At 65.5% G+C, this 21643-nt stretch carries 18 protein-coding genes; 7 read left to right on the top strand and 11 right to left on the bottom strand.

Annotated elements, in window-relative coordinates:
• Positions 1–16 precede the first annotated feature (16 nt).
• The 4 genes from J2P76_RS18060 to J2P76_RS18045 form a co-directional block, all read right to left on the bottom strand.
• Entirely contained in the window at positions 17–1015 is a 999-nt protein-coding gene (locus J2P76_RS18060; RefSeq protein ID WP_207409042.1) for a SphA family protein, read from the bottom strand.
• A gap of 164 nt (positions 1016–1179) precedes the next feature.
• Positions 1180–1827: a glutathione S-transferase family protein gene (locus J2P76_RS18055; RefSeq protein WP_347565333.1), complete on the bottom strand. Its 648-nt coding sequence runs from the start codon at positions 1825–1827 to the stop codon at positions 1180–1182.
• A 70-nt stretch (positions 1828–1897) separates the two neighbouring features.
• On the bottom strand, positions 1898–2257 hold the full coding sequence (locus J2P76_RS18050) for a hypothetical protein (RefSeq protein WP_207409040.1): 360 nt from the start codon (positions 2255–2257) through the stop codon (positions 1898–1900).
• A gap of 248 nt (positions 2258–2505) precedes the next feature.
• Entirely contained in the window at positions 2506–4455 is a 1950-nt protein-coding gene (locus J2P76_RS18045) for an alkyl/aryl-sulfatase (protein WP_207409039.1), read from the bottom strand.
• A gap of 341 nt (positions 4456–4796) precedes the next feature.
• Between J2P76_RS18045 and J2P76_RS18040 the strand changes: the two genes are divergently transcribed.
• Positions 4797–5777 carry a helix-turn-helix domain-containing protein gene (locus tag J2P76_RS18040; protein ID WP_207409038.1) on the top strand — a complete coding sequence of 327 codons (981 nt, stop codon included), beginning with the start codon at positions 4797–4799 and terminating at the stop codon, positions 5775–5777.
• A gap of 36 nt (positions 5778–5813) precedes the next feature.
• Here the strand turns inward: J2P76_RS18040 and J2P76_RS18035 are convergent, their stop codons facing one another.
• From J2P76_RS18035 to J2P76_RS18010, 6 genes are all read right to left on the bottom strand, one after another.
• Positions 5814–6797, bottom strand: coding sequence for an autotransporter domain-containing protein (locus J2P76_RS18035; protein WP_207409037.1), 984 nt, complete (start codon positions 6795–6797; stop codon positions 5814–5816).
• Positions 6798–6928: 131 nt separating this feature from the next.
• Positions 6929–7873 (bottom strand): tripartite tricarboxylate transporter substrate binding protein, encoded by a 945-nt coding sequence (locus J2P76_RS18030; RefSeq protein WP_207409036.1) that lies wholly within the window; start codon positions 7871–7873, stop codon positions 6929–6931.
• Positions 7874–7944: 71 nt separating this feature from the next.
• A complete protein-coding gene (locus J2P76_RS18025) occupies positions 7945–9405 on the bottom strand; it encodes an NAD-dependent succinate-semialdehyde dehydrogenase (protein WP_207409035.1) in 1461 nt (486 codons plus the stop codon).
• Between the two features lie 35 nt (positions 9406–9440).
• The gene (locus J2P76_RS18020; protein ID WP_207409034.1) at positions 9441–11036 is read right to left on the bottom strand and encodes a sulfatase family protein; all 1596 of its coding nucleotides are present in this window, start codon (positions 11034–11036) and stop codon (positions 9441–9443) included.
• 91 nt (positions 11037–11127) lie between these two features.
• The gene (locus J2P76_RS18015; protein WP_207409033.1) at positions 11128–11985 is read right to left on the bottom strand and encodes a hypothetical protein; all 858 of its coding nucleotides are present in this window, start codon (positions 11983–11985) and stop codon (positions 11128–11130) included.
• A gap of 195 nt (positions 11986–12180) precedes the next feature.
• Positions 12181–13125 (bottom strand): LysR substrate-binding domain-containing protein, encoded by a 945-nt coding sequence (locus J2P76_RS18010; protein WP_207409032.1) that lies wholly within the window; start codon positions 13123–13125, stop codon positions 12181–12183.
• 129 nt (positions 13126–13254) lie between these two features.
• On the opposite strand from J2P76_RS18010, the gene J2P76_RS18005 reads away from it, so the two are divergent.
• From J2P76_RS18005 to J2P76_RS17980, 6 genes are all read left to right on the top strand, one after another.
• Positions 13255–13902, top strand: a complete 648-nt coding sequence (locus J2P76_RS18005) for a DsbA family protein (RefSeq protein ID WP_207409031.1) — start codon at positions 13255–13257, stop codon at positions 13900–13902.
• A 103-nt stretch (positions 13903–14005) separates the two neighbouring features.
• The gene (locus J2P76_RS18000; protein WP_207409030.1) at positions 14006–14581 is read left to right on the top strand and encodes a YSC84-related protein; all 576 of its coding nucleotides are present in this window, start codon (positions 14006–14008) and stop codon (positions 14579–14581) included.
• 8 nt (positions 14582–14589) lie between these two features.
• Positions 14590–15858 (top strand): citrate/2-methylcitrate synthase, encoded by a 1269-nt coding sequence (locus J2P76_RS17995; protein WP_347565332.1) that lies wholly within the window; start codon positions 14590–14592, stop codon positions 15856–15858.
• A 126-nt stretch (positions 15859–15984) separates the two neighbouring features.
• Positions 15985–16965, top strand: coding sequence for a tripartite tricarboxylate transporter substrate-binding protein (locus tag J2P76_RS17990; RefSeq protein WP_207409029.1), 981 nt, complete (start codon positions 15985–15987; stop codon positions 16963–16965).
• 18 nt (positions 16966–16983) lie between these two features.
• The gene (locus J2P76_RS17985; protein ID WP_207409028.1) at positions 16984–18777 is read left to right on the top strand and encodes a thiamine pyrophosphate-binding protein; all 1794 of its coding nucleotides are present in this window, start codon (positions 16984–16986) and stop codon (positions 18775–18777) included.
• Between the two features lie 37 nt (positions 18778–18814).
• Positions 18815–20296: an aldehyde dehydrogenase family protein gene (locus J2P76_RS17980; protein WP_207409027.1), complete on the top strand. Its 1482-nt coding sequence runs from the start codon at positions 18815–18817 to the stop codon at positions 20294–20296.
• Here J2P76_RS17980 and J2P76_RS17975 read toward each other — a convergent pair.
• Positions 20293–21642 (bottom strand): NTP/NDP exchange transporter, encoded by a 1350-nt coding sequence (locus J2P76_RS17975; protein WP_207409026.1) that lies wholly within the window; start codon positions 21640–21642, stop codon positions 20293–20295. The two genes, J2P76_RS17980 and J2P76_RS17975, sit on opposite strands and share 4 nt — an antisense overlap.
• Between the last annotated feature and the right edge of the window lies 1 nt (position 21643).

The raw sequence follows: 21643 nt of genomic DNA, 5'->3' as shown, positions 1-21643 counted from the left end.
TTGCGCCGATGAATGGCTAAAAAATCAGCGCCGCCGTCGCCATGACGGTATCGTTGCTGTCGAGCCGATTCTTGCTGCTGATCGTGGGAACCCACCGAAGGCCGAGAGACAGGGATCGGTCATGGGCCAACTTCCGGTCATAAGTCAGGACCGGGCCCAGAGCCCAGTCTCGCCCCTTGAATCCGCTCAGGCGATCGGCCGTCGGCCCGTTGTCGCTGCCCAATTGCTGTATCGTTCCAACAATCAACCCGACACTGACGCCATTGTCGAACTTCCGGCGCCCCATGACATCCAGGCTGAAAAGCGGCGCATTGCGATAGTCCGTGGCCGAATTGCGCGTGTACAGCTGCAGGCCCGCCACCATATCGAGCTGCCATTTCGATTCCGGGAAAATTTTCGTATAAGCGACTTGTGGCACAAACGTCCAGGTATTCAAACTGGGGTTGGCCAAGTCGTCTTCGTCATACCTTCCGGTCGGCATCCATACGTTGAGGCTCAGCGCAATATGCGAGGTCTCGGAAAAGTGATACCCCGCCGTGATCGGCGTTACGTACAGATCGTACAGATTTGACGCGGTATCGCTGGCCGCCACGCCGCGCCGCGGGCCGCTCAGCCTGGCCTCGACTTTCGTCCAAATATAGGGCACGGTGATGCCCGAAGCGAAATTCCACCTGCCGGTACCGGTATCCCAGGTTTTGAGCAACGAAGCCAGGGTAAAGGATATTTTTCCATCCAGTCCCAGCGACGTCTGTCCGGCAATCGGCACATCCCGTCCGGCGCTGATTGTTCCGTCGAAATAGATCTGGGTCAGGTTAACCACCGTAATGGGCGTCGGAGCGACGATACCCGCATTGGGCAAGACATTGGTGCCGGCGATCTGCCGGCCCAACCCGCCTTCGGTGGCCCCGCAGGACACCGACCACAGCGTTGCGATGAACACCACCCCTGCTTTGGCGGCAGGCCGGATCGTCCTGCGCGGAATGTCGGTGTGCGACGCAACCGTTTTGAAGCGCATTCCCTGACTCCGTTGACCAGCAGACACCCACACTGCATGCCAGCCAGGCTGGCATTAGGCCCACCGGCTGCACGCTACAGTAAAAATAGTGCCAACCAACGGCCTGCGCTATCCGAAATACGAAATCTCCGAGAAATCTCCACCGTGCGGGTACATGAACGACATTACACCCAGGGCTGCTCCAGGCCTTCCGTGCGCAACGCGCGTTGCACGGCAGGACGAGCCAGCACGCGCGGCAAATAGCGGCCGAGTTCGGGCATGCTGCGCGCGGGCCTGGACTGGCCCCGGGTCCAGCGGCAAAGCATCATGGCGAACGGGTCCAGCACGGTGTAGCGCTCGCCCAGGAACCAGGGGCCGCCGGATTTCCGCAAGTGGTCTTCCATCTGATCCAGCAGGCCCGCGATCTTCGACTCGGCATGGGCCTTCACCTGCCCTGCTCCCGATGCGTTGTCCGCGTCAACCCACCGCTCGGGATAAAAATAGGCCAGCAGGCTCGATTGCATGGTGTTGGTGAACCACATCAGCCATTTATAGAGCTGCGCACGTTCCGGCGTGCCCAGCTCGGGCGCCAATCCCTTTTCGGGATGCGTGTCGGCCAGGTGCAGGCAGATGGCCGCGCTTTCGTACAGCACCAAGTCGCCGTCGGCCAGCACGGGAATGAGGCCGTTGGGATTGAGCTTGAGATAGTCCGCCGACTTGTGGGCGTTCTGCGTGCGATCGACAAGAACGAGTTCGAAGGGTTGCCCGATTTCTTCGAGCAGGCAGTGCGGCGCCATGCTGGCGTTGCCGGGATAGTAGAAAAGCTTCGTCACGGATTGGGTCCATCGGATGTAAGTACGGGCCGCAGCTGGACGCGCCCGTGGGTTGATGTATGGCCGGGCCTCAGCGCCGGCTTTGCGATATCGCCTTCCATTGGCCGTCGGCCTGGCGGCAGAACCAGAATTCCCAGTCTTCGCGATTGGGGCCGCGTTCGAGCCTGGCATGCAGCATGCGGCACGGCAGCCCATCATGCTGCCGCGAACCGTCGGCATACAGTTTGCCCGACACTGGCGTGCGGCCGGCAAGCGGGCTGGTCCATAGCAGTATTTCCTTATCCTTCGGATTGGCGAACACCTTGGCGGCGGCCTGATTGAAGGACACGGATTCCTCATGCTTCAACGAGCCATAGATGGAATCTGTTGAAAATGCGCTATAGGCCTGCGCCCAGGCCGTTCCGGAGGCGCCAAGCAGCGCGGGCAGCAAAAACCGGGCAAGGCATCGACTCGATATCGCCATCATGACTCTCCAACCCCAGTAGGAAATCTCACAGCCCTGCTCTGCCGGCAATTATTTACAGTTCTGCCCTTGAGGTCCAGCACCGGATCGAGCGAACCACCGCGGCATCGGTGCGCAGGCGGCTGCATGACCCGGCGCGCACAGGGCAATTATGCTCCCGAAAAAGGAAATCGATGCCCCAGGATCCGGTCCTGAGGCATCCGCCTGCCCGGCGTTCAGGGCGTCACAATGTTGAACCAGAATTCGAAATCGTCGAGCGACCCGAATATGTCGTTCAGCTTGGATTGATCGCCGCTGAGCTTCACGTCGCCTCTGGACAGCGCCTCCTGCAGCGTGGTCTGCTTCAGCATGATGTTGTTGAGCGTCTCGCGGGTCAGCGAAAGGCTGGCGTCCGGATCCTTGGCCTGTTTGCCTTCCGTGTGGTTGAGCACGCTATTGCCCATTTCCAGCATGTATTTCTGGTTGGTGTCGGTGAAGTCCAGATTCAGCACGACGTGTTTGCCGGCGGCCTTTTCGCGGTTCAGCCGAACCGCGAAATAGTCGAACAGCATATCCAGCGTCATTGCCCGCACGGTATCCGGGCTGGCGGTATCCGGGACAGGAAGCTTCTGGACGCCTTCGCGCAGCTCTTTGGCGCCGGTCAAGTAGAAGTTGCGCCACGGGCCGCTTTCTGCCTGATACCCCATCTGCTCCAGGGCATCCGCCTGCAGATCGCGCGCCGCCTGGTTCTTGGGGTCGGCGAACACCGCATAGTTGACCACTTCGGCCACCCAGCGGTATTCGCCCTTGGCGTAGTATTCGCGAGCCTTCTTCAGCAGCGCGTCCGTGCCGCCCATCATTTCGACATAATGCTTGGACGCCTGTTCAATGGGCAGCGTATGCAGTGTGGCCGGGTTGCCATTGAACCAGCCCAGGTACAGTACGTACGTGGCGCGCACGTTGTGGTTTACCGACCCGTAATAGCCCCGGTTCGAGAACTTGGTGGCAATGGCTTCGGGCAGCTGGATCTGCTCGGCAATCTCTTCCTTGTTGTAGCCCATGTTGGCCAGCCGCAGCGTCTCGTCGTTGATATAACGGTACATATCGCGCTGCAGGCTCAGCTGCTCGTCGACTTCCTTGTTGCCCCATACCGGCCAGTGGTGCATGGCGTACATGACCTCTACATCATCGCCCCACAGCGCCAGGGCTTCGTTCAGGTACTTGGACCATGCGAGCGGGTCGCGGATCTTCGCGCCACGCAGCGAATAGGTATTGTGCAGGGTGTGGGTAGAGTCCTCCGCCGTGTTCAGCGCCTTCTTTTCCTTGATGTAGTACAGCATTTCGGCCGGCGCTTCACTGCCGGGCGCATACAGGAACTGGTAGGTCAGCCCGTCGATGGTACGGGTTTCGCCGGTTTTCTCGATGATGTCGGTGGGCGGGATCAGGGTCACCGTGCCGGCCGAAGTGGTTGTGCCCAGGCCCGCGCCGACCTGTCCGGTGGCGCTGGGCGGCAGCAGGTTGCCGTACATGTAGCTGGCCCGGCGGCTCATCGCCGTGCCGGCCATGACGTTCTCGGCCACGGCGTGCTCCAGGAATCCCAGGGGCGCGTAGATTTTCACCTTGCCGGACTTGACGTCGGCTTCGTCCACCACGCCGCGCACGCCGCCGTAATGGTCGACATGGCTGTGCGTATAAATCACGGCCACCACCGGCTTTTTGGGGCGATGCTGGTAGTACAGGTCCAGCGCGGCCTTGGCGGTTTCGGTGGAGATGAGCGGATCCATGATCGTCAGGCCTTCCTTGCCTTCGACGATCGTCATGTTGGACAAGTCCTGGTTGCGTACCTGGTATATGCCGTCGGTGACCTTGAACAGGCCGGATATATTCAGCAGCTGTGCCTGCCGCCACAGGCTGGGGTTGACCGTGTCGGGCGCCTCGGAGCCCTCCTTGATGAAGTTGTACTTGGTCGGGTCCCACACCAGGTTGCCCTGGGCCCCCTTGATCATGGCCTGGGGCAATGGCGCAATGAACCCTTTGTGCGCCAGCTCGAAAGATGTCTTGTCCGAGAACGGAAGCGCTTTCATCAGTTCGGCATTGGCCTGCCTGGTGGCCGGCTCGGCCGGTTTCGGGCTTTCGGCGGCCAGGGCCGGCCAGGCCGCGGCCAGGCAGAGACCGGCAAGCGCCATCGACCGTGCCAGGTGCAGTAGATCGGGGCCAGGAAACGGGCTGGGGCATCGATTCTTCGCGCATCCCTGAAAGGACGCGGCCAAATCATCATGGCATACAGTCTTCATGGCTTTCCACTCCTAACGGTGCTCAACGGACATTGGCGCTACTGAGGTGTCAGCAGAAATTCACATCCAAGCATGGGCGCGCGGTTTGTATAGTTATTTTTCAAAACATGTCCGCGCATGGAACGACCGATCATCAACGACACAATCTGCCCCGAACTTACGACTTATTGCACAATAGTGCTAATCTCAAACGGACACTATCCGAAATGCGAAATCTCTAAGGAGTTTTTGCCATGTCGTTCCAGCCTGGCTACATGCGACACGTTTATTCGGGTTTTGAGCCTTCCCAGGCCTTCGATGTCATTTACGGCGGGACTTTCGAACATCGGCTGCTGTCATCCAGGCGGGCAACCATGGAGCACCAGCGCCTGAATTTCGGCGATATCAGGCTGGAAACGGGCCGTTATGACTTTCCGGTGGCCGCCCAGGGCAGCATGCCCAGGGATGCTTTATGCATCGGCTTCGTGGCGGAAGGCAGTGAAACGGCCAAGTACAACACGGCGGCGATCGAAGCGGACGAAATCCAGATTTATCCGGCCGGGGTCGAACTGCTCTATCACGCCTCGCATGCTTCCCGGTGGGTGACCTTCACCATACCGGAAGACCATCTCCAGAAAGCCGCTCTTGCGCGCAGGGGGCAGCCGCTGAGAATATCGAGATCCGCCGTCCAGTCGATACGTCTGCGGCCGGGCGGAAGGTTTGCATTGACATGCCTGGCCGACGATGCAATGGGTATCGCTCGTGGGCTTCAGCGTGGCAACGGAATGGCGCCGGAACTCGCTGCGGAGATTGGCGGGTCGCTGCTGGCCGGTTATGTCGATGCGCTGTTCGACGCGGCATCCGCGCGCCAGGCGCGGACTCTGTCGGCCGAGCGACGCCGCCATTGCCTGATCTCGGCATGCGAACGGCTGGTGCTGTCCGGGACCGACGCCGATATTGCGCTGGCCGAGATCGCCAGGCGCAGCGGGTACAGCCTGCGCTCTCTGCAACTGATTTTCCGCTGCGGCGTCGGCATGACACCAAGCCGTTGGTTCATGACCGCGCGCCTGAATGGCGCGTTGCGCGACTTGCTCACCGGCGATCAGGCGTCCAGTGTTTCGGATGTGGCCACCAAATGGGGCTTTCGGCATATGTCGCGGTTCGCCGAATACTACCGCAGGGCCTTCGGGGAACTGCCGAGCGATACGTTGAACCGCTCGCGTGCGCGTCTGTAATCCAGGTTTCGGGGCCATGGCATCGCACCAGGCCCGTCAGAAACTGACGGCGAGCCCGACCGAAAAACCGCGGACATTGGTGCCGAACACATAGCGCCCGACCAATCGCGTCCGGGTGACAATGACGTTATAGGCGCTGGAGTCCAGCTCCAGGCCCGCGCCTAGGGCAGTCAGGCGGTCGAATCCCAGCACGCCGCGCTGGTCGCCCAGGAACTCGGAATGCGTCAGTTCCAGCACATAGCGCAGCGGCCGTTGCAGCAACGTGATGCCGGTGGGCGCCCGGTAGCGGGCCCACAGGTTGGCCGAGCGGGCAGCCGCCTTGCCCTGCACTGCCGCCGAGCTTTCGAAACTCTGCAGCCGGATGTCGGAATACCGCAGCTCCACATCCACCTCATAGCCCGGACGGTAGTGTTCCCAGTCCAGCATCAAGGACCCGCCCAGGCCGTAGGCATTCAGCGAGCCCCTGTCCAGGAATTCCACGTCCCGCCCGGTCTTGCGGCCGACGTACCAGCTGGCGCCGCGCAGGTCGCTGGTGACGTTGCCCAGGGCGAAATTGAAGATGGGCCGCAGCTTCAATTCGTCGGTCAGCTTGAAGTCCCAGCCGATGCCGCCCGTGGCGGACAGGCTGTTCCATTTGGTGGGAATGCTGCGCCTTTGCGCGCCTTGCGTCGCAATAAAGGTCGGGTCGTACCGGCTGTACGCCAGCACGCCTTCCAGATAGATGGGCACGCTGTCGGAAAGGGTGTCGCCGCCGCCGAGCTGGGTCATGAAGAAGTCGCTCGACCCCTGCGTCCCCGCCCCGCCGCCGCCGATGGACAGCGAACTGGTGGTGATGTCGGGAACAATCGAGAACGACATCAGGGCCAGCACGCCATTGGCGCGCTTTTGCAGGTCGTCTTTGGTCAGCCGGATGCCCGACTGCGCCGAGGCGGCCGTGGCCAGCGCGCACGCCAGCACGGCCAACGCCCAGCCCGAAAGGAACTTGCCCGCCCGGGCGCCTGCAGTTTCCTGGCCTGACATGTCATACCCCGCAATGGCATTGCGCAAAACACGGTCGTGCTTGGGTAAACGCTGCCCTGAAAATAAGGCTGTCAGTCCGTGATGATAATGTAAAGCGCCGCTGCGATGGCGCAGCGGCGCGGGTAAGCGTCTTACTTCGCCAACAGCCCTTCCCGCTCCAGCAGTTTCCGGTTGCCGCCGGCTTCGGCCTGCAGTTCGCGCTTGAACGCGGCGCCGTCCAGGTAGGCCGGAACCAGCTTCAGGCTGCCCAGCGCCTGCTTGAACCCCTGGCTGAGCACCGCCGTCTTGCAGGCCTGGCCCAGCGCCTGTTCGGCCTGGCTGTCGAGCCCGGCGGGCGCGATCAGGCCGCCGCCGATCGAGCGGCGCACCGGATAGCCCAGCTCGGCCAGCGTGGGGGTATCGGGCGCATCGTCCTGGCGCGCCTCGGCGGCCACGGCCAGGCGGCGCAGGTTGTGCGCGGTGGCCACGGCGTTGGTGCCGAAATAAAGATCCACGTGCCCGCCCAGCAGGTCCGTAATGGCCGGCGCCTCGCCCTGGTACGGAATATGGCTGATGTCGATTTTCGCGGCGGCGGCGAAGTCCAGGGCGGCCAGGTGCGGCAGCGAGCCGGGGCCCACCGTCGCGTAATTCAGGCGGCCCGGGTTGCCCTTTGCGTAGGCCACCAGTTCCTGGGCGCTCTTGAATTTCGAGTCCTGGGTCACCAGCATGAAGACCGGCGCATCGTAGGCCCGGCACAGGTACGTGACCGTTTCCATGCTGTACGGCACCCGCCGCATCTGCGGCAGCGTGGTCAGGCCCGCCACGGATACAAAGCCCACGTGGTAGCCGTCGGGCCTGGCGCTGGATATGGCGCCTATGCCGATGGCGCCGCCGGCGCCGGCGCGGTTTTCGATGATGACCGGCTGCTTCAGCGATTCTGTCATCGCCTGGCCCAGCGCGCGCGCGGTCAGGTCGGTGGCCCCGCCCGGCGGGAAATTGACGATCAGGTTGATCGGCTGGCGCGGATACGCGTCAGCCTGTGCCTGCGGGTGTACGGCGGCCGCGGCAATTGCCAGTAAAGGCAGTATTTTTGCCATGTTACGCATGCTGGGACCCCTTGTTTCGTTGTGTTGTCGATCAGTATGGCGGGCTGGCGCCCGCCGCCGCCCTATGCGCGGTGGGCCACGAACTTGGTGCAAAGATAGGCCTCCAGCCCCTCGGTGCCGCCTTCGCTGCCATACCCGCTTTCCTTTACTCCACCGAACGGCGCTTCCGCAAGAGAAATCGCCGGTGTATTGATGCCCACCATGCCGGCCTGCAGGCCGTCGGCCACCGCCATGGCCGTGGCGGCGGACCGCGTGAAGGCGTACGCCGCCAGCCCGTAAGGCACGCCGTTGGCCCGCTCGATGACCTCGTCCAGCGTATCGAAAGCCGCCACCGAAGCCACCGGCCCGAAGGTTTCTTCGGACATGGCGCGCGCCTGGTCGGGCATGTCGGCCAGGATGGTCGGCTGCCAGAAGTAGCCGGCCCCTTCGTGGCGCGCGCCGCCGGCGGCCACCTGCCCGCCGTGCTGCAGCGCATCGTCGATGAAGCCGGGCATGGCGTCCAGGCGGCGCCCGTTGGCCAGCGGCCCCATCCGGGTGTCGGCGGCCAGGCCGTTGCCGACCTTCAGGCCCGCGACGTGGGCGCGGAACTGCTCCATGAAGCGCGGATAGGCCTGGCGCTGCACGTAGAAGCGCGAGGCGGCCACGCAGACCTGGCCGGCGTTGCGAAAGCGCGATGCCGCGCACACCGCCGCGGCTTCGCCGATGTCGGCATCGTCGAACACGATGGCGGGGGCCAGCCCGCCCAGCTCCATGGTGCAGCGCTTGGCGCCGTGCAGCGCGGCCAGCGCCGCCAGCTGCTTGCCCACCGCGGTGGATCCGGTGAAAGTGATCTTGCGTATCTGCGGGGCGCGGATCAGGTGCCCGGATACATCCGCCGGATGGCCGAACACCACATTCAGCACGCCGACGGGCAGGCCCGCGTCCATGCAGGCCCGCGCCAGCTCGAGCGCGGTGGCGGGGGTTTCCTCGGCGGGCTTGATCACGCAGGTGCAGCCGGCGGCCAGCGCGCCCGCGATCTTGCGGGCGGGCGTCAGCGCGGGAAAATTCCAGGGCGTGAATGCGGCCACCGGGCCGACCGGCTCGTGCGTGACCCAGTGCCGGGTATGGGCCTGGCGCGCCGGGATCACCCGCCCATACAGGCGGCGCGACTCTTGCGCATACCATTCGAAGATTTCCGCCGCGCCCATGACTTCACCGCGCGATTCCGCCAGCGGCTTGCCCTGCTCCAGCGTCAGTATGTGCGCGATCAGCTCGGCGCGCTCGCGCACCAGCTGCGCCGCCTGCGCCAGCAGGCGGCAGCGCTCGATGGCCGGCGTGCGCGACCACGCCCCGAACGCGGCATGCGCGGCGTGCACGGCCCGGTCGAGTTCGCCGCCGGCGGCCAGGGGCAGCTCGCCCAGCACCTGCAGCGTCGCGGGGTCGGTCACCGGCTGCGCGCCGCCCGCGCCCCTGGCCAGCCATTCTCCGTCGATCAGCATGCGCAGCTCGCCAAACCGCGCCGCGGCCTCGTTCAACACTGTCATCCCAGTCTCCCTGTTTATTGATGAATCATGTCCGTTCAGGCGCGGGCCTTCGGCAGCGGGCTGTCGTCGGCCAGCTCTTGCATGGATTGCACCAGCTGCAGCAGCAGGCCGGCGCGCACATCGGCGACATCCGGATCCGACCAGCGGTTGTGCAGTTCCAGCGGATCGGCGTGCAGGTCGTACAGCTCGCCCCACTCCACGCCGCGGTACACCGTCAGCCGCCACCGGTCGGTAACCAGGGTGCGCATCCGCACCGGCCGGTCGAATCCCATGAAGGCGCGCTGGTTGTCTTCTTCCACGATGACGGCGGGCCGCAGGTCCGCCACCTGGCCTTCCATCAGCGGCATCAGGTCGCAGCCCTGCATGCCATGGAAGCCCTGCAGGCCGGCCCGCGCCAGGATGGTGCGGGCGATGTCGATGGTGCCGGCCAGCGCCGGCGAGGACGACCCGCCGCGCACGTTGCGCTGCGGGTCGCACCAGATGAACGGCACGCGGATCAGGCCGTCGTAATGAATGGGCCCCTTGAACATCAGCTGGTGGTCGCCCATGTACTCGCCATGGTCGCTGGTGAATACGACTACGGTGTTGTGCAGCAGGTTGCGCCGCTCGAGCGTGGCCAGGATCTCGCCCACCGCGTCGTCGATCATGGTGATCGAACCATAGGTAAGCGCCAGGGCCTGGCGCACATCGGTTTCGCTGACGGCCTGCAGCATCCACGATTCGCGGTTGGCGCGGCCCTCGTCTCGTTCTTTCAGCAAGTGCCGCAGCGGCGGCGGCGGTTCGCCGATATTCGGGCGGTAGGCGGCCGGCAGCGGCATCTGGCCGGGATCGTACATGTCCCAGTACTTGCCCGGCGGGGTGAAGGGATGGTGCGGATCATTGAAAGAACACTGCAGGAAAAACGGCCGAGCGCCCTGCCCCGCGTCGGCATGGCGTTCCAGGAAACCGATCGCCTGTTCCTTGATGTAGGTGGTGGAATACAAGGCCTCGGGCACCGCGGTGCGCCACGCCTGCAGGGCCGAAATGCCCTCTTGCGGCAGCGCGTTGCGCGGCCCGACCAGCCGGTCGGCGTGGGCATGCCGCTGCTCGAGCCAGCGTCCATAATGGCCATGCGCGCCATCGGCGTGCATCATGGTCAGGTGCACTTCCTCGAAGCCGTAATAAGGCAGCGTCAGGTCGTGGCCGGGGTCTTGCTGCCATTTCAGGATGCTTTCCTGGTCGTAGCGGCCGCCGTCGCCATGCCAGGCATCGGCCAGCCGCTCGGGCGGCGGCGCACCCGCGCCGTCGGCGGGCTTCAGGATGGGCAGGTCGCCCGTCATGGGCTGCAGGTGGATTTTTCCGCTGCAGGCCGTCTGGTACCCCGCTACGCGCAGGATCTCGACGAAGGTCGTGGCCTGCAGCGGCAGAGGAATGCCGTTGGAGCGCACCTTGTGCAAGGACGGCATGCGCCCGGTCATCAGGGTGGCGCGGTTCGGCATGCAGGCCGGATTCGCCACGTAGAACCGTTCCGAGCGCCAGCCGCGGCGCGCCAGCGAATCGATATGAGGCGTGCGCACGATGGGGTTGCCGTAGCACCCGAGATGATCGGCGCGATGCTGGTCGGTGATGATGAACAGGAAATTCGGCTGCATGGTCGTTCCATTCGGAAACAGCGCACCCCTGGGCCGGCGCCGGCGCCGGTCCTGAGTGACGGACAGTAAAGAGGATGCTGGCGCTGCCGCGTCAGCAGGCGATCTTGCCGGCCTCGCTGCGATGCAGCCAGTTGTCCAGCAGCAGGCCCACCGGAATCATCTTCGGAATCACAACGCCCGAAAACAATTGCAGCTGCCCGCGGAACTGCAATTCGACGCGCGCATCGGGCGCCTGCATGCGCAGCGGATGCAGACGCGCCTGCCTGGCCACCGAATCCAGCGCGGTCTCGCGCAGCTTGAGCAGGACGCCGCTCTGGTTCCACGGCGTCAGCCAGGCTTCAACCGCTTCCAGGAACTGCGGCCAGACCGCAAGATGGCGATACAGCCCGGCCACGGCCCTGGGCTCGGCATACTCGCCCAGGCGGTTCAGGCGCTGCACCCGCGCCAGCACCTCGGGCGCCAGGTCGGCCAGCTCGGGCATGGGCGGCAAGGCGGCGGGCAGCATGGCGGCGCCGCTTGCGGCCTGGGTGTGGTCTTTGATGGCCCAGGGCTGGTTCGCCGCCGAGCGGCCCACCCCGGGCTGGCGCAGCAAGTGCGTAAAGCAGACCAGGTTCATGCGGTTGGCAAGTTCGTAGCCCTGCACCACGTTCGCCGCATCCCTTTTCTGCCTGAGCGGAACCACCACATTGGCCGGCAGCGCGGCCGGCCTGGACACATCCAGCACGCGCTGCACGTCGCGCCGCAGTACCTCGGCCTGGCGCGCCACCGCGCCCGACAGCAGATGCGGCCGCACCGACAGCCAGGCCCATTCCAGGGCTTCCGGCATGACCGCCAGCTGGCGATAAATGGTGTTCACCACCGGTACGCGCAATGTGGCGCGAATGTCGGCGTAAATGTCGCCGACCCTGCCGCGCGCGCCTGCTTCCGGAACTTCTGCCAGCGCCATCATGGTGTCTCTCCCTGGCGCGGGGGCCGCGCCTTTGTTTGAGTGAATTCTAGGAAAGGCCTTTCAAGCGGAAAAGCAGATATTAAGCATCGCATTCATCGCAAATTGAGATCGATGAGGGGTTTGCGGGGCGCAGGCATTCCGCGCGGCAGGCGCGGGGGCAGTCTGCGCGCACAGGCGCATGCGGCGTGAACGGCGCTAGGCGGGCGGCCTGCGCGGCCTGAGCGTCCGGCGCTTGCCGGCCGGCTCGGCGGCGATGAATGCCTGCAGCAGCTGCGTGGTGCTGTCGATGACGAACTGGGCGGCCGGCGACAGCGGCCGCGCCTTGGGCGTGGCCACGACCAGCGTGCGCAGAATGGGCGGATCCACGATATGGGCCAGGGACACGGCGCCCGCCTTCAGTTCGCGGTGAAAGCCCATGCGGGCCAGCATGGTGTAGCCCAGGCCTTCGCGCACCAGGTCGATCATTTCGGCAAAGGCGTCGACCTCGACACGGATCTGCAGATCGACGTTTTCGCGCGCGGCCGCCTGGCGGATCAGCATGCTGATGCCGTGTTTGCCGCCGGGCGTGATCAGGGGATATCTTCCCAGTTCGCGCAAGGGGACTTCGGCTCCGTCTTTGAACTTGCCCGCCGCCCCGACCAGGTAAATGGCCTCTTGCCCGATAACCGCGGTATTGAGGCCGGCCTTGGGCATGACGTCGAACAACACCGCGATATCCAGGCGGCCCGAATGCAGCCATTCCAGCAAGTGGCCGCTCATGCCTTCGATAATGCGCAGCACCACCTTGGGCATGGCCTGGCCTACCGCTTCCAGCAGCGGGCGGATGAGAATGGGGCTGACCGTGGCGGGAATGCCCAGCACCACCTGGCCGAAGGGCTCGGCGCCCAGCGACATGACTTCCTGTCTGGCCTGCTCGAACTGCCGCAGGATATTGCGGCCGTGCTCCAGCAGCAGCGCCCCTTGCGGCGTGGCTTCCACGCCCTGCTTGCTGCGATTGAGCAGACGCACCCCGAGTTCGTCTTCCAGGTTGCGCATGTGCCGGCTGAGCGCCGACTGGGCAATATGCAGCGCCTGGGCGGCATGCGTAAGGCTGCCGATCTCGAGTGTCTTGACGAAATACCGCAGTTGCCGGCTATCCATGCAGAGATATCAATATGTGATGGATGTGTTGCCAATTATCTGCTTTTCCGCATGGAAAGTCTTGCCTACCATCGGCAACGACTGGCGGCCCCGGATCCCCGCGGCCAGGAAAATCAAAGGAGAGAATCCGTGCGCAAACATGTTGTGGATGCTTATTGGTCGTTCCGCAGCCCTTACAGCTACATCGCCCTGCCCAGGATGCGCGCGATGCGCGAAGACATGAACATCGACTGGAACTTCAAGATCGTGTCGCCGCTGGCCGTCCGGCTGCCGGTGCACTTCACCCGCCAGGACAAGATGGCGCGGCCGTATCTGTTGCTGGATTCGGCGCGCGCCGCGCGCTATCTGGGCGTGCCGTTCGGCCGGCCGCGCCCCGATCCCATCGTGCAGGATCCGGACACCCTGGAAATCGCCCAAGAGCAGCCGCACATCCATCGCCTGACCCGGCTGGGCGCGGCCGCAACCCGGCATGGCCGCGCCTTTGAACTGGCCGAGCAAGTCGGCCGCATGCTGTGGGATGGCAGCGTGGACGGTTGGGACCAGGGCGACCACCTGGAACAGGCGGTGCGCCGCGCCGGGCTGGACCTGCACGAACTGGAAGCAGAGATCGCCGCCGATCCGGCCGCCTTCGACGCCATCATCGCGCGGCACGAAAGCGACCAGCGCGCCGCCCGCCACTGGGGCGTGCCCATGTTCGTGTACGACGGCGAGCCGTACTTCGGGCAGGACCGCCTGGACCACCTAGCCTGGCGCATTGCGCAGGAAAAGCAGGCATAGTAATGCCGGACGCGGGGGCGCTGGTTGACAATCCGCAGGGCAGTACCGATACTCAGCACGACCTTTTGTCGCGCCAGTCCCGCGAAATTCCGGAGCCACTGCAATGAAAGACACACGGTTAGCTTCAATCGCGCGGCCCGCGCTATTTGCCGCCGCGCTGCTGGCCGGCGCGGCAGCCGCCTGGTCTCCCGGCGCGTCGGCGGCTTCGGCCGCCGAAATCTCGCGCGATTCCGCCCAGGCGCTGAAGCAGCTGCAAGAAAAAGAACCCAGGGCCCGCGCGCTGGCCGAAAAGGCGGTGGCGGTGCTGGTCTTTCCCAAGATCGTCAAGGCCGGCATGCTGGTGGGCGGTGAAAACGGCGACGGCGCGCTGCTCAGGAAGGGCCGCGCCGAAGCCTATTACGACCTTTCCGGCGCATCGTTCGGGCTGCAGGCGGGCATCCAGACTTTCAGCTACGCCCTCTTCTTCATGAACGAAAAGGCGCTGCAATACCTGGACCGCAGCGACGGCTGGTCGCTGGGCGCCGCGCCCAACGTGGTGGTGGTGAACAAAGGCGCCGCCGCCAGCATGAGCACCACCACGCTCACGCAGGATGTTTATGCCATCCCGTTCGGCCAGGAGGGCCTGATGGCCGGAATCGGCCTGGAAGGCACCAAGGTCACCCGCATCCATCCGGAATAAGCGGCCCTGTGGCCCATGGCGATTACATCGACGCGGCCGAGGCCATGGCGCTGCTCGATGTACGCCAGCAGACGCTGTATGCCTATGTCAGCCGCGGCTGGATACGCAGCATCGCCCAGCCGGGCCAGAAAACCAAACTCTACAGCCGCGATGACGTAGAACGCGTACGGAAACGCTCCGCGGCGCGCGCCGGCCACGGCGCGGTGGCGGCATCGGCGATGAACTGGGGAGAGCCGATCTTTCCGACATCGATCACCGAAATCACGCCGCGCGGCCCGCGCTACCGAGGCCTGCTGGCATGCGACCTGGTGCGCGACGGCATCTCGTTTGAAGCAGTTGCCGAGCTGCTGTGGACAGCCCGGCTGCCGGCGCATTCTCCCGCCTGGCCGGTGCAGCGGCCGTCCCGCGAGCTGCTGGTCCTGGCGCAGGCCATGTCGGAAAGCCGTCCCCGCAGCAATGTGCTGGAGGTTCTTGCCGCCGTGGTGCTGATGCAGGGAATGAACCGGGGCGCCACGGCAGAGCGGCTGGCCGGCGACAGCACCCTTTGCAACGCGCGCGAAATTGTGCAGGCGATGGTGGCATGCTGCGGGTTTCTCGGGCCGCAGCACGCTTATCGGCCAATGCGGCGCGGTGAAACCGTGGTGCAGGCGCTGCTGCACTCCCTGGGCGTGGCCGCCACACTCGAAAACGCGGAAGCGTTGCGCGCCCTGCTGATACTCATGGCGGATCATGAGCTGCCGCCCGGCACATTCAACGCGCGCGTGGTGGCCTCTGCGGGCGGCTCGCTGCACAGTTGCGTGGCCTCTGCGCTGTGCGCCACTTCCGGCCTGCAAGTGGGGCGCATGTACGAACGCGTCCAGGATTTCCTGGGGCACGGCAGGACCCGGCCCGAGCTGATACGGCGCGCCTGGAAATTGCATGCCCAGGGCCTGGGCGTGCCCGGATTTCATCATCCGCTGTATCCGGACGGCGACCCGCGGGCCGCCCAGCTGCTGGACATCGTGCGTCGCCGCGCGCTGACGCGCGAACTGCGGGCGATTTTCCGCTTTCTCGAAGACATGCAGGCAACGGCCGGCCTGCATCCCAGGCAGGAACTGGCGCTGGTCGTGCTGTCCCGTGCGATGGACCTGCCGCGCCAGGCGGCGGCTGCCCTGTTCGCGCTGAGCCGCCTGGCAGGCTGGGTGGCGCATGTGCGCGAACAACACGCCGAAGGCACCATGCTGCGGCCGCGCGCGAAGTTCACGTCGACCGGCCAACAGGGCCCGCAAGCGCCCTGAAGACGGCCGCTTTGCCGCGCGCGCCGCGTAGTGCGGGACCTTCATATTGATTCAATGTTCAAGATTGAAGGGGCGGCGGATTCTCCCTAGGATGCGGCTGTCCGCATAACAACAAGGGAGACAATCGTGAAATACCAGCGTCGTTCAGTATTGGCTTTCCTCTGCGCCGCGGGCGCCGTTGCTGCGCTTCCCCGCGCGGCCCGCGCGCAGGATTTTCCCTCCAGGCCGATTCGCATCATCGTGCCCTTGCCGCCGGGCGGCTCCAACGACGTGCTGGCGCGCATCCTCGGCCAGAAAATGTCGGAATCGTTCGGGCAGCCGGTGCTTGTCGAGAACAAGCCGGGCGCGGCGGGCAACATCGCCACCGACTATCTGGCCAAGTCCGAAGCCGATGGCTACACAATCGCCGTCGCGCCCAATCAGACCGTTGCGGTCAATCCGGTGCTGTATGCCGATCTGCCGTTCGATGTACTGACGGATATACAAGGCATCACCATGCTGGGCCGTGTGCCCATGGTGCTGGTGGTGTCGCCCAAGATTCCGGCGGCTTCCGTCAGCGAGCTGATCGCGCTGGCCGGACAGCGCCAGCAAAGCCTGTCTTATGCTTCCGCGGGCTCGGGCAGCCCGCAGCATATGGCGGCGGAAGTCTTCAAGTCGATGACGGACATCGAACTGACGCATATCCCGTACAAGGGAACGGCCCCGGCGCTGGTCGATGTGCTTGCCGGCAGAGTGGACATCATGTTCTGCCCGCTCAATTCCGCGTTGCCGCATATCCGCGACGGCAAATTGCGCGCCCTGGGCGCCACCGGCCTGACGCGCATCGCCTTGCTGCCCGATGTGCCCACTATCGCCGAGACGGTGCCCGGTTTTGAAAGCGACATCTGGATAGGCATGATTGCGCCAGCCGGAACGCCGGCGGGCGTCATACAGCGGCTCAATGCCGAACTGCGGCGCGCGCTCGAACTGCCCGAGGTGCGCCAGACATTGGCCGAACAAGGCATTGTTGCCGAAAGCAGCACGGCGGCCGACTTCAACAAGCTGATCGCCAGCGATCAAAAGCGCTGGGCCGGCGTCATCGAGGCCGCCCATATCAAACCCGATTGAACCCCAGCTGGAGCTTTCATGGCCGATTCTCCCGTCGTCCCGGTGCGCCGCGACATTCCCTCGCCCAATGTGGCGGACACCACCATCTGGGGCAGCGATGCGCTGGCCGACATGCTGCGCGCGATGGACATTCCGTATGTGCTGTTGAATCCCGGAGCGAGCTTTCGCGGCCTGCATGACAGCATCGTCAACCACCTGGGCAACGAAAAGCCCCAGATGATGGTGGTGCTGCATGAAGAACATGCAGTTGCCATCGCGCATGGCTTTGCCAAGGTCGCGGGCAAGCCCCTGGCCGCCATCCTGCACAGCAATGTCGGCCTGATGCACGGTTCGATGGCGATTTTCGACGCCTGGGTCGACCGTGTCCCTGTCATTGTGCTGGGCGCCACGGGGCCGGTCGACGCCGCCAAGCGCCGGCCATGGATAGACTGGATCCACACCGCGCAGGACCAGGGCGCGCTGGTGCGCCACTTCATCAAATGGGATGCCCAGCCGGCATCGGTGCCCGCCGCCCAGGAAGCCTTGCTGCGCGCCAGGCAGATTGCCACCACGGCGCCGCAGGGCCCGGTCTATGTATGCTTCGATGCCGCATTGCAGGAATCCAGGCTGGCCGGACGCCCCTCCGTTCCGGATCCGGCCCGCTATGCCGCGCCGCCGCCCGCGCAGCCCAGGGGCGAGCTGATTCGCCAGGCTGCCGCCCTGCTTTGCGCGGCGCGGCGGCCGGTCATCCTGGCGGGACGGGTCAGCCGCGACGAGCACGGCTGGCGGCAACGCGTCCGGCTGGCCGAGACCCTGAACGCCGAAGTGCTGACCGACTTGAAGGTCGGATGCGCCTTCCCCACCGACCATCCGCTGCACGCGGCGCCCAGCGGGCACTTCCTTAACCCGACGGCCAGGCAGGTCTTGCGCGACGCGGACGTGGTGCTCAGCCTGGACTGGCTGGATCTGGCCGGCACCCTGAAGCAGGCCTGGGAAGGCGACACCGTGGCCAGCAAGATCATCCAGGTGTCGGTAGACCAGTACAGCCACAATGGCTGGAGCATGGACCACCAGGGCCTGCCGCCTGTCGACCTGTTCCTGCTCAGCGAACCCGAGGCGGCGGTGGATCTGCTCAACCAGGAAGTCAGGCCGCGAGCACCGGCGCGGCCCCATTCCACCGCAAGGCCCGCGACGGCGGCGACAGCGGCGGCCCCGCATGGCCCCCTGACCGTGCCCATCGTGGCAGCCGTGCTGCGCCGGGTTCTGGACGGCCAGAAAACCTGCCTGATGCGGCTGCCCCTGAGCTGGAGCGGCGACATGTGGGATTTCCGCCACCCATTGGATTTCCTGGGCTACGACGGCGGCGGCGGCATCGGCTCGGGCCCCGGCATGGCAATCGGTTCGGCGCTGGCGCTGAAGGGTTCCGACCGCCTGCCCGTCGCGGTGATCGGCGACGGAGACTACCTGATGGGGGTCAACGCTTTGTGGACCGCGGCCAATGCTCGGATTCCGCTGCTGATGGTGGTGTGCAACAACCGTTCTTTTTTCAACGACGAAGTACACCAGGAGAAGGTCGCCCGCCAGCGCCAGCGCCCGGTCGAGAACCGCTGGATAGGCCAGCGCATCGCGAACCCGGCTCCCGACCTGGCATCGATGGCGCGCGCCCAGGGCCTTGCCGCCTACGGGCCTGTCGAAGACGCGCAAGCGCTGGAAAGCGTGCTGTCAGAGGCGGTGCAGGCCGTGAAAAACGGCGCCGCGGTGGTGATCGACGCCGTGGTGCAGACGGGCTACAGCCCCGCCATGACGGCCGGCCTGACCCGATCGGACGACTGAAGCCCGCGCAGCGGACCCTGTGACAAGGACATGAGCCATGCAGACCTGCGACATTCCCGACGGCACGCTGCCAACCCGGCGCGGCCTTTACTATGGCGGCGCCTGGCATGAGCCGGGCGCTGGCCATGCCGACACCATCAACCCGGCCCGCAACGAGGTCATCGCCAGCGCGCCGGTCGCGAACGCCGCCGACGTCGACGCGGCGGTGCTGGCGGCCCACCGGGCTTTTCCCGACTGGGCGGCGACGCCGCCGGCCACGCGTGCGCGCTATCTGCGCCGCGCCGCCGCCGTACTGCGCGAGCATGCCATGCCGCTGGCCCTGCTCGACGCGCTCAACAACGGCAACCCTGTCTCTGCCCTGGCGAACGACGCGGACTTTGCAGCCGATTGCCTGGAGTATTTCGCCGGCCTGGCCACTGAAATCAAGGGCGAGACCATTCCCATGGGGGATGGCAACTTCAATTACACGATCCAGGAGCCGCTGGGCGTCATCGCCCGCATCGTGGCATACAACCATCCGCTGATGTTTGCCGCCGCCCGCCTGGCGGCTCCGTTGGCCGCCGGCAATACCGTGGTCATCAAGGCGCCCGACCAGGCGCCGCTGTCGATTCTGAAGCTGGCCGAACTGGTGGGGCCGATATTTCCTCCGGGTGTGGTGAATTTCCTGTGCGGCACAGCGGAGTGCGGCAGCGCCATGGGCCGGCATCCGCTGGTGCGCAAGATCACCCTGATCGGCGGCGTGCCCACCGGCAAGGCGGTAATGAAAACGGCTTCTGACCATCTCAAGCCCGTGCTGCTGGAGCTCGGCGGCAAGAATGCGTTGATCGCCTATCCCGATGCCGATCTCGAGCGCCTGGTGGATGGCATCATCGGCGGCATGAACTTCACCTGGTCCGGGCAGAGTTGCGGTTCCACAAGCCGCGTCTTTCTGCACGAATCCATTCACGACCGGGTACTGGACCAGGTGGCCCGCCTGCTGCCGCAGCGCCACCGGCCCGGCATGCCCACCGACCCGGCCACCACCATGGGCTCGCTGGTCAGCCGTGCGCAGCTGGAAAAAGTCGAGCACTATGTGCGGATCGGCCTGGAGGACGGCGGCAGGCTGGTGTGCGGCGGCAGGCGGCCCGCCGATCGCGCATTGCAGAACGGCTTCTTCTACGAAGCCACGGTTTTCGCCGATATGCAGCCCCATATGCGCCTGGCGCGCGAAGAAGTCTTCGGGCCGGTCATGTCGGTGTTCAAATGGAGCGACGAACAGACATTGTTCGAACAGGTCAATGGCGTGGATTTCGGCCTTACCGGCTCGATCTGGACCCGCGACCTGGATACCGCGCATCGGGCCGCCAGGCGCATGCAGACCGGGTATGTCTGGATCAACAATTCCAGCCAGCACTTCATGGGCGCGCCATTCGGCGGCGTCAAGCATTCCGGCATCGGCCGCGAAGAATGCTTCGCCGAGCTGCTGGAATTCACCTACTGCAAGAACGTGAACCTGAAGTTCGGCCCCGTGGCCGCCTAGCCGCCCGCGCCGGCCTCGGTGGGGCCGGCCCCGGCCCGCCCCGCTTCGATCCGGCGCTGCCAGCGCGCCAGCCACGCGCCGGTGGCGGCCCACGCCAGGGCGATGCCGGCGCCGATGCACAGCGCCAGCGCGGGCTGGTCGGCGATCATGTCCACGCCGCGCTTGACCCAGCCGCTTATCGCGTCGCCGCCGCGATACACCACCGTGTCGTTGAAGTTCTTGGCCTTGTATTTCTGCTCGGCCGGCAACACGGTATAAAGCATTTCGCGGCCGGGCCGCACCAGCGCGTATTCGCCGGCGCGGCGCGCCACCATGACCACCGCGAACACGGCGAACACCGGCGCCAGCGCCAGCCACAGAAACCCGGCCACCAGCAGCAGCGGCACGGCCGTCAGCAGCACGCCGACGCCCAGGCGCTGCGCGATGCGGCCCGTCAGGAATACCTGGGTGAGAATGGCCAGGGCCTGCACCACGGCATCGATCAGGCCGAACACCTGGGTCTGGCGCGCACGGTCGGGAAAATGCTCGGCCACGATGCGCGCCTGCTCGAAGTACATGAACGTGTTGACGCTGGCCAGCAGCGTGACGAACAGCGCGATGCCCAGCAGGTAAGGCGAGCGAAGCAGCTCGGCCACGCCGGCCAGCGGGTTGCCGCCCAGCGGCCGCTGGCGCTGCGCCGCGTCGGCCGATGCGGCGCCGGCATGCGCGTCGGCGCCTGCAAAGGGGTGGCGGTCGCGCCAGCGGTGCAGCCACGCCGCCGCCGCGGCGCTGGCGGCCAGCAATGCGGCGGCCAGCAGCAGCAGGCCGCCATGGCCCAGCGGCACGACCAGCAGCGCGCCCAGCACCGGCCCCGCCAGCCCGCCCAGGCTGGCGCCGCCGGCAATCAGGGCAAACAGCCGGCGCGCCTGCTCGCCGGCGAACAAGTCGGCCAGCACGCTCCAGGCCAGCGAAATCGCCATCAGGTTGAACACCGACACCCAGATGTAGAAGGCCCGCCCCGCCCAGACGCTGTCGGGCCGGGCCCACAGCACCGCCGCGAATCCCAGCAGGTTCAGCGCGAAAAAGCCGTATGCCCATGACACGATATGCCGGCGCGGCGCCGCCGAAGCCACCCAGCCGAACAGCGGCAAAGCCGCCAGCGTGGCGATGAAGGTGCCGGTGAACAGCCACTGCAGGTTTTCCACGCCGCCGGCCACGCCCATGGTCTCGCGCACCGGCCGCAACATGAAATAGGCCGTGAACAGCAGGAAGAACATGGCCAGGCCGGCCGCCACCGCGGGCGATTCGCCCGGGCGCAGGTTGAGCAGGCGCGACAGGAAATCCGGCTGGCGGCAGGCGCTGGGCATC

Source organism: Bordetella petrii, assembly GCF_017356245.1.
Lineage (GTDB): Bacteria > Pseudomonadota > Gammaproteobacteria > Burkholderiales > Burkholderiaceae_B > Bordetella_A > Bordetella_A petrii_D.
Note: the sequence above shows the minus strand (reverse complement) of the source record. Positions and strands in the feature narration are given on the sequence as shown.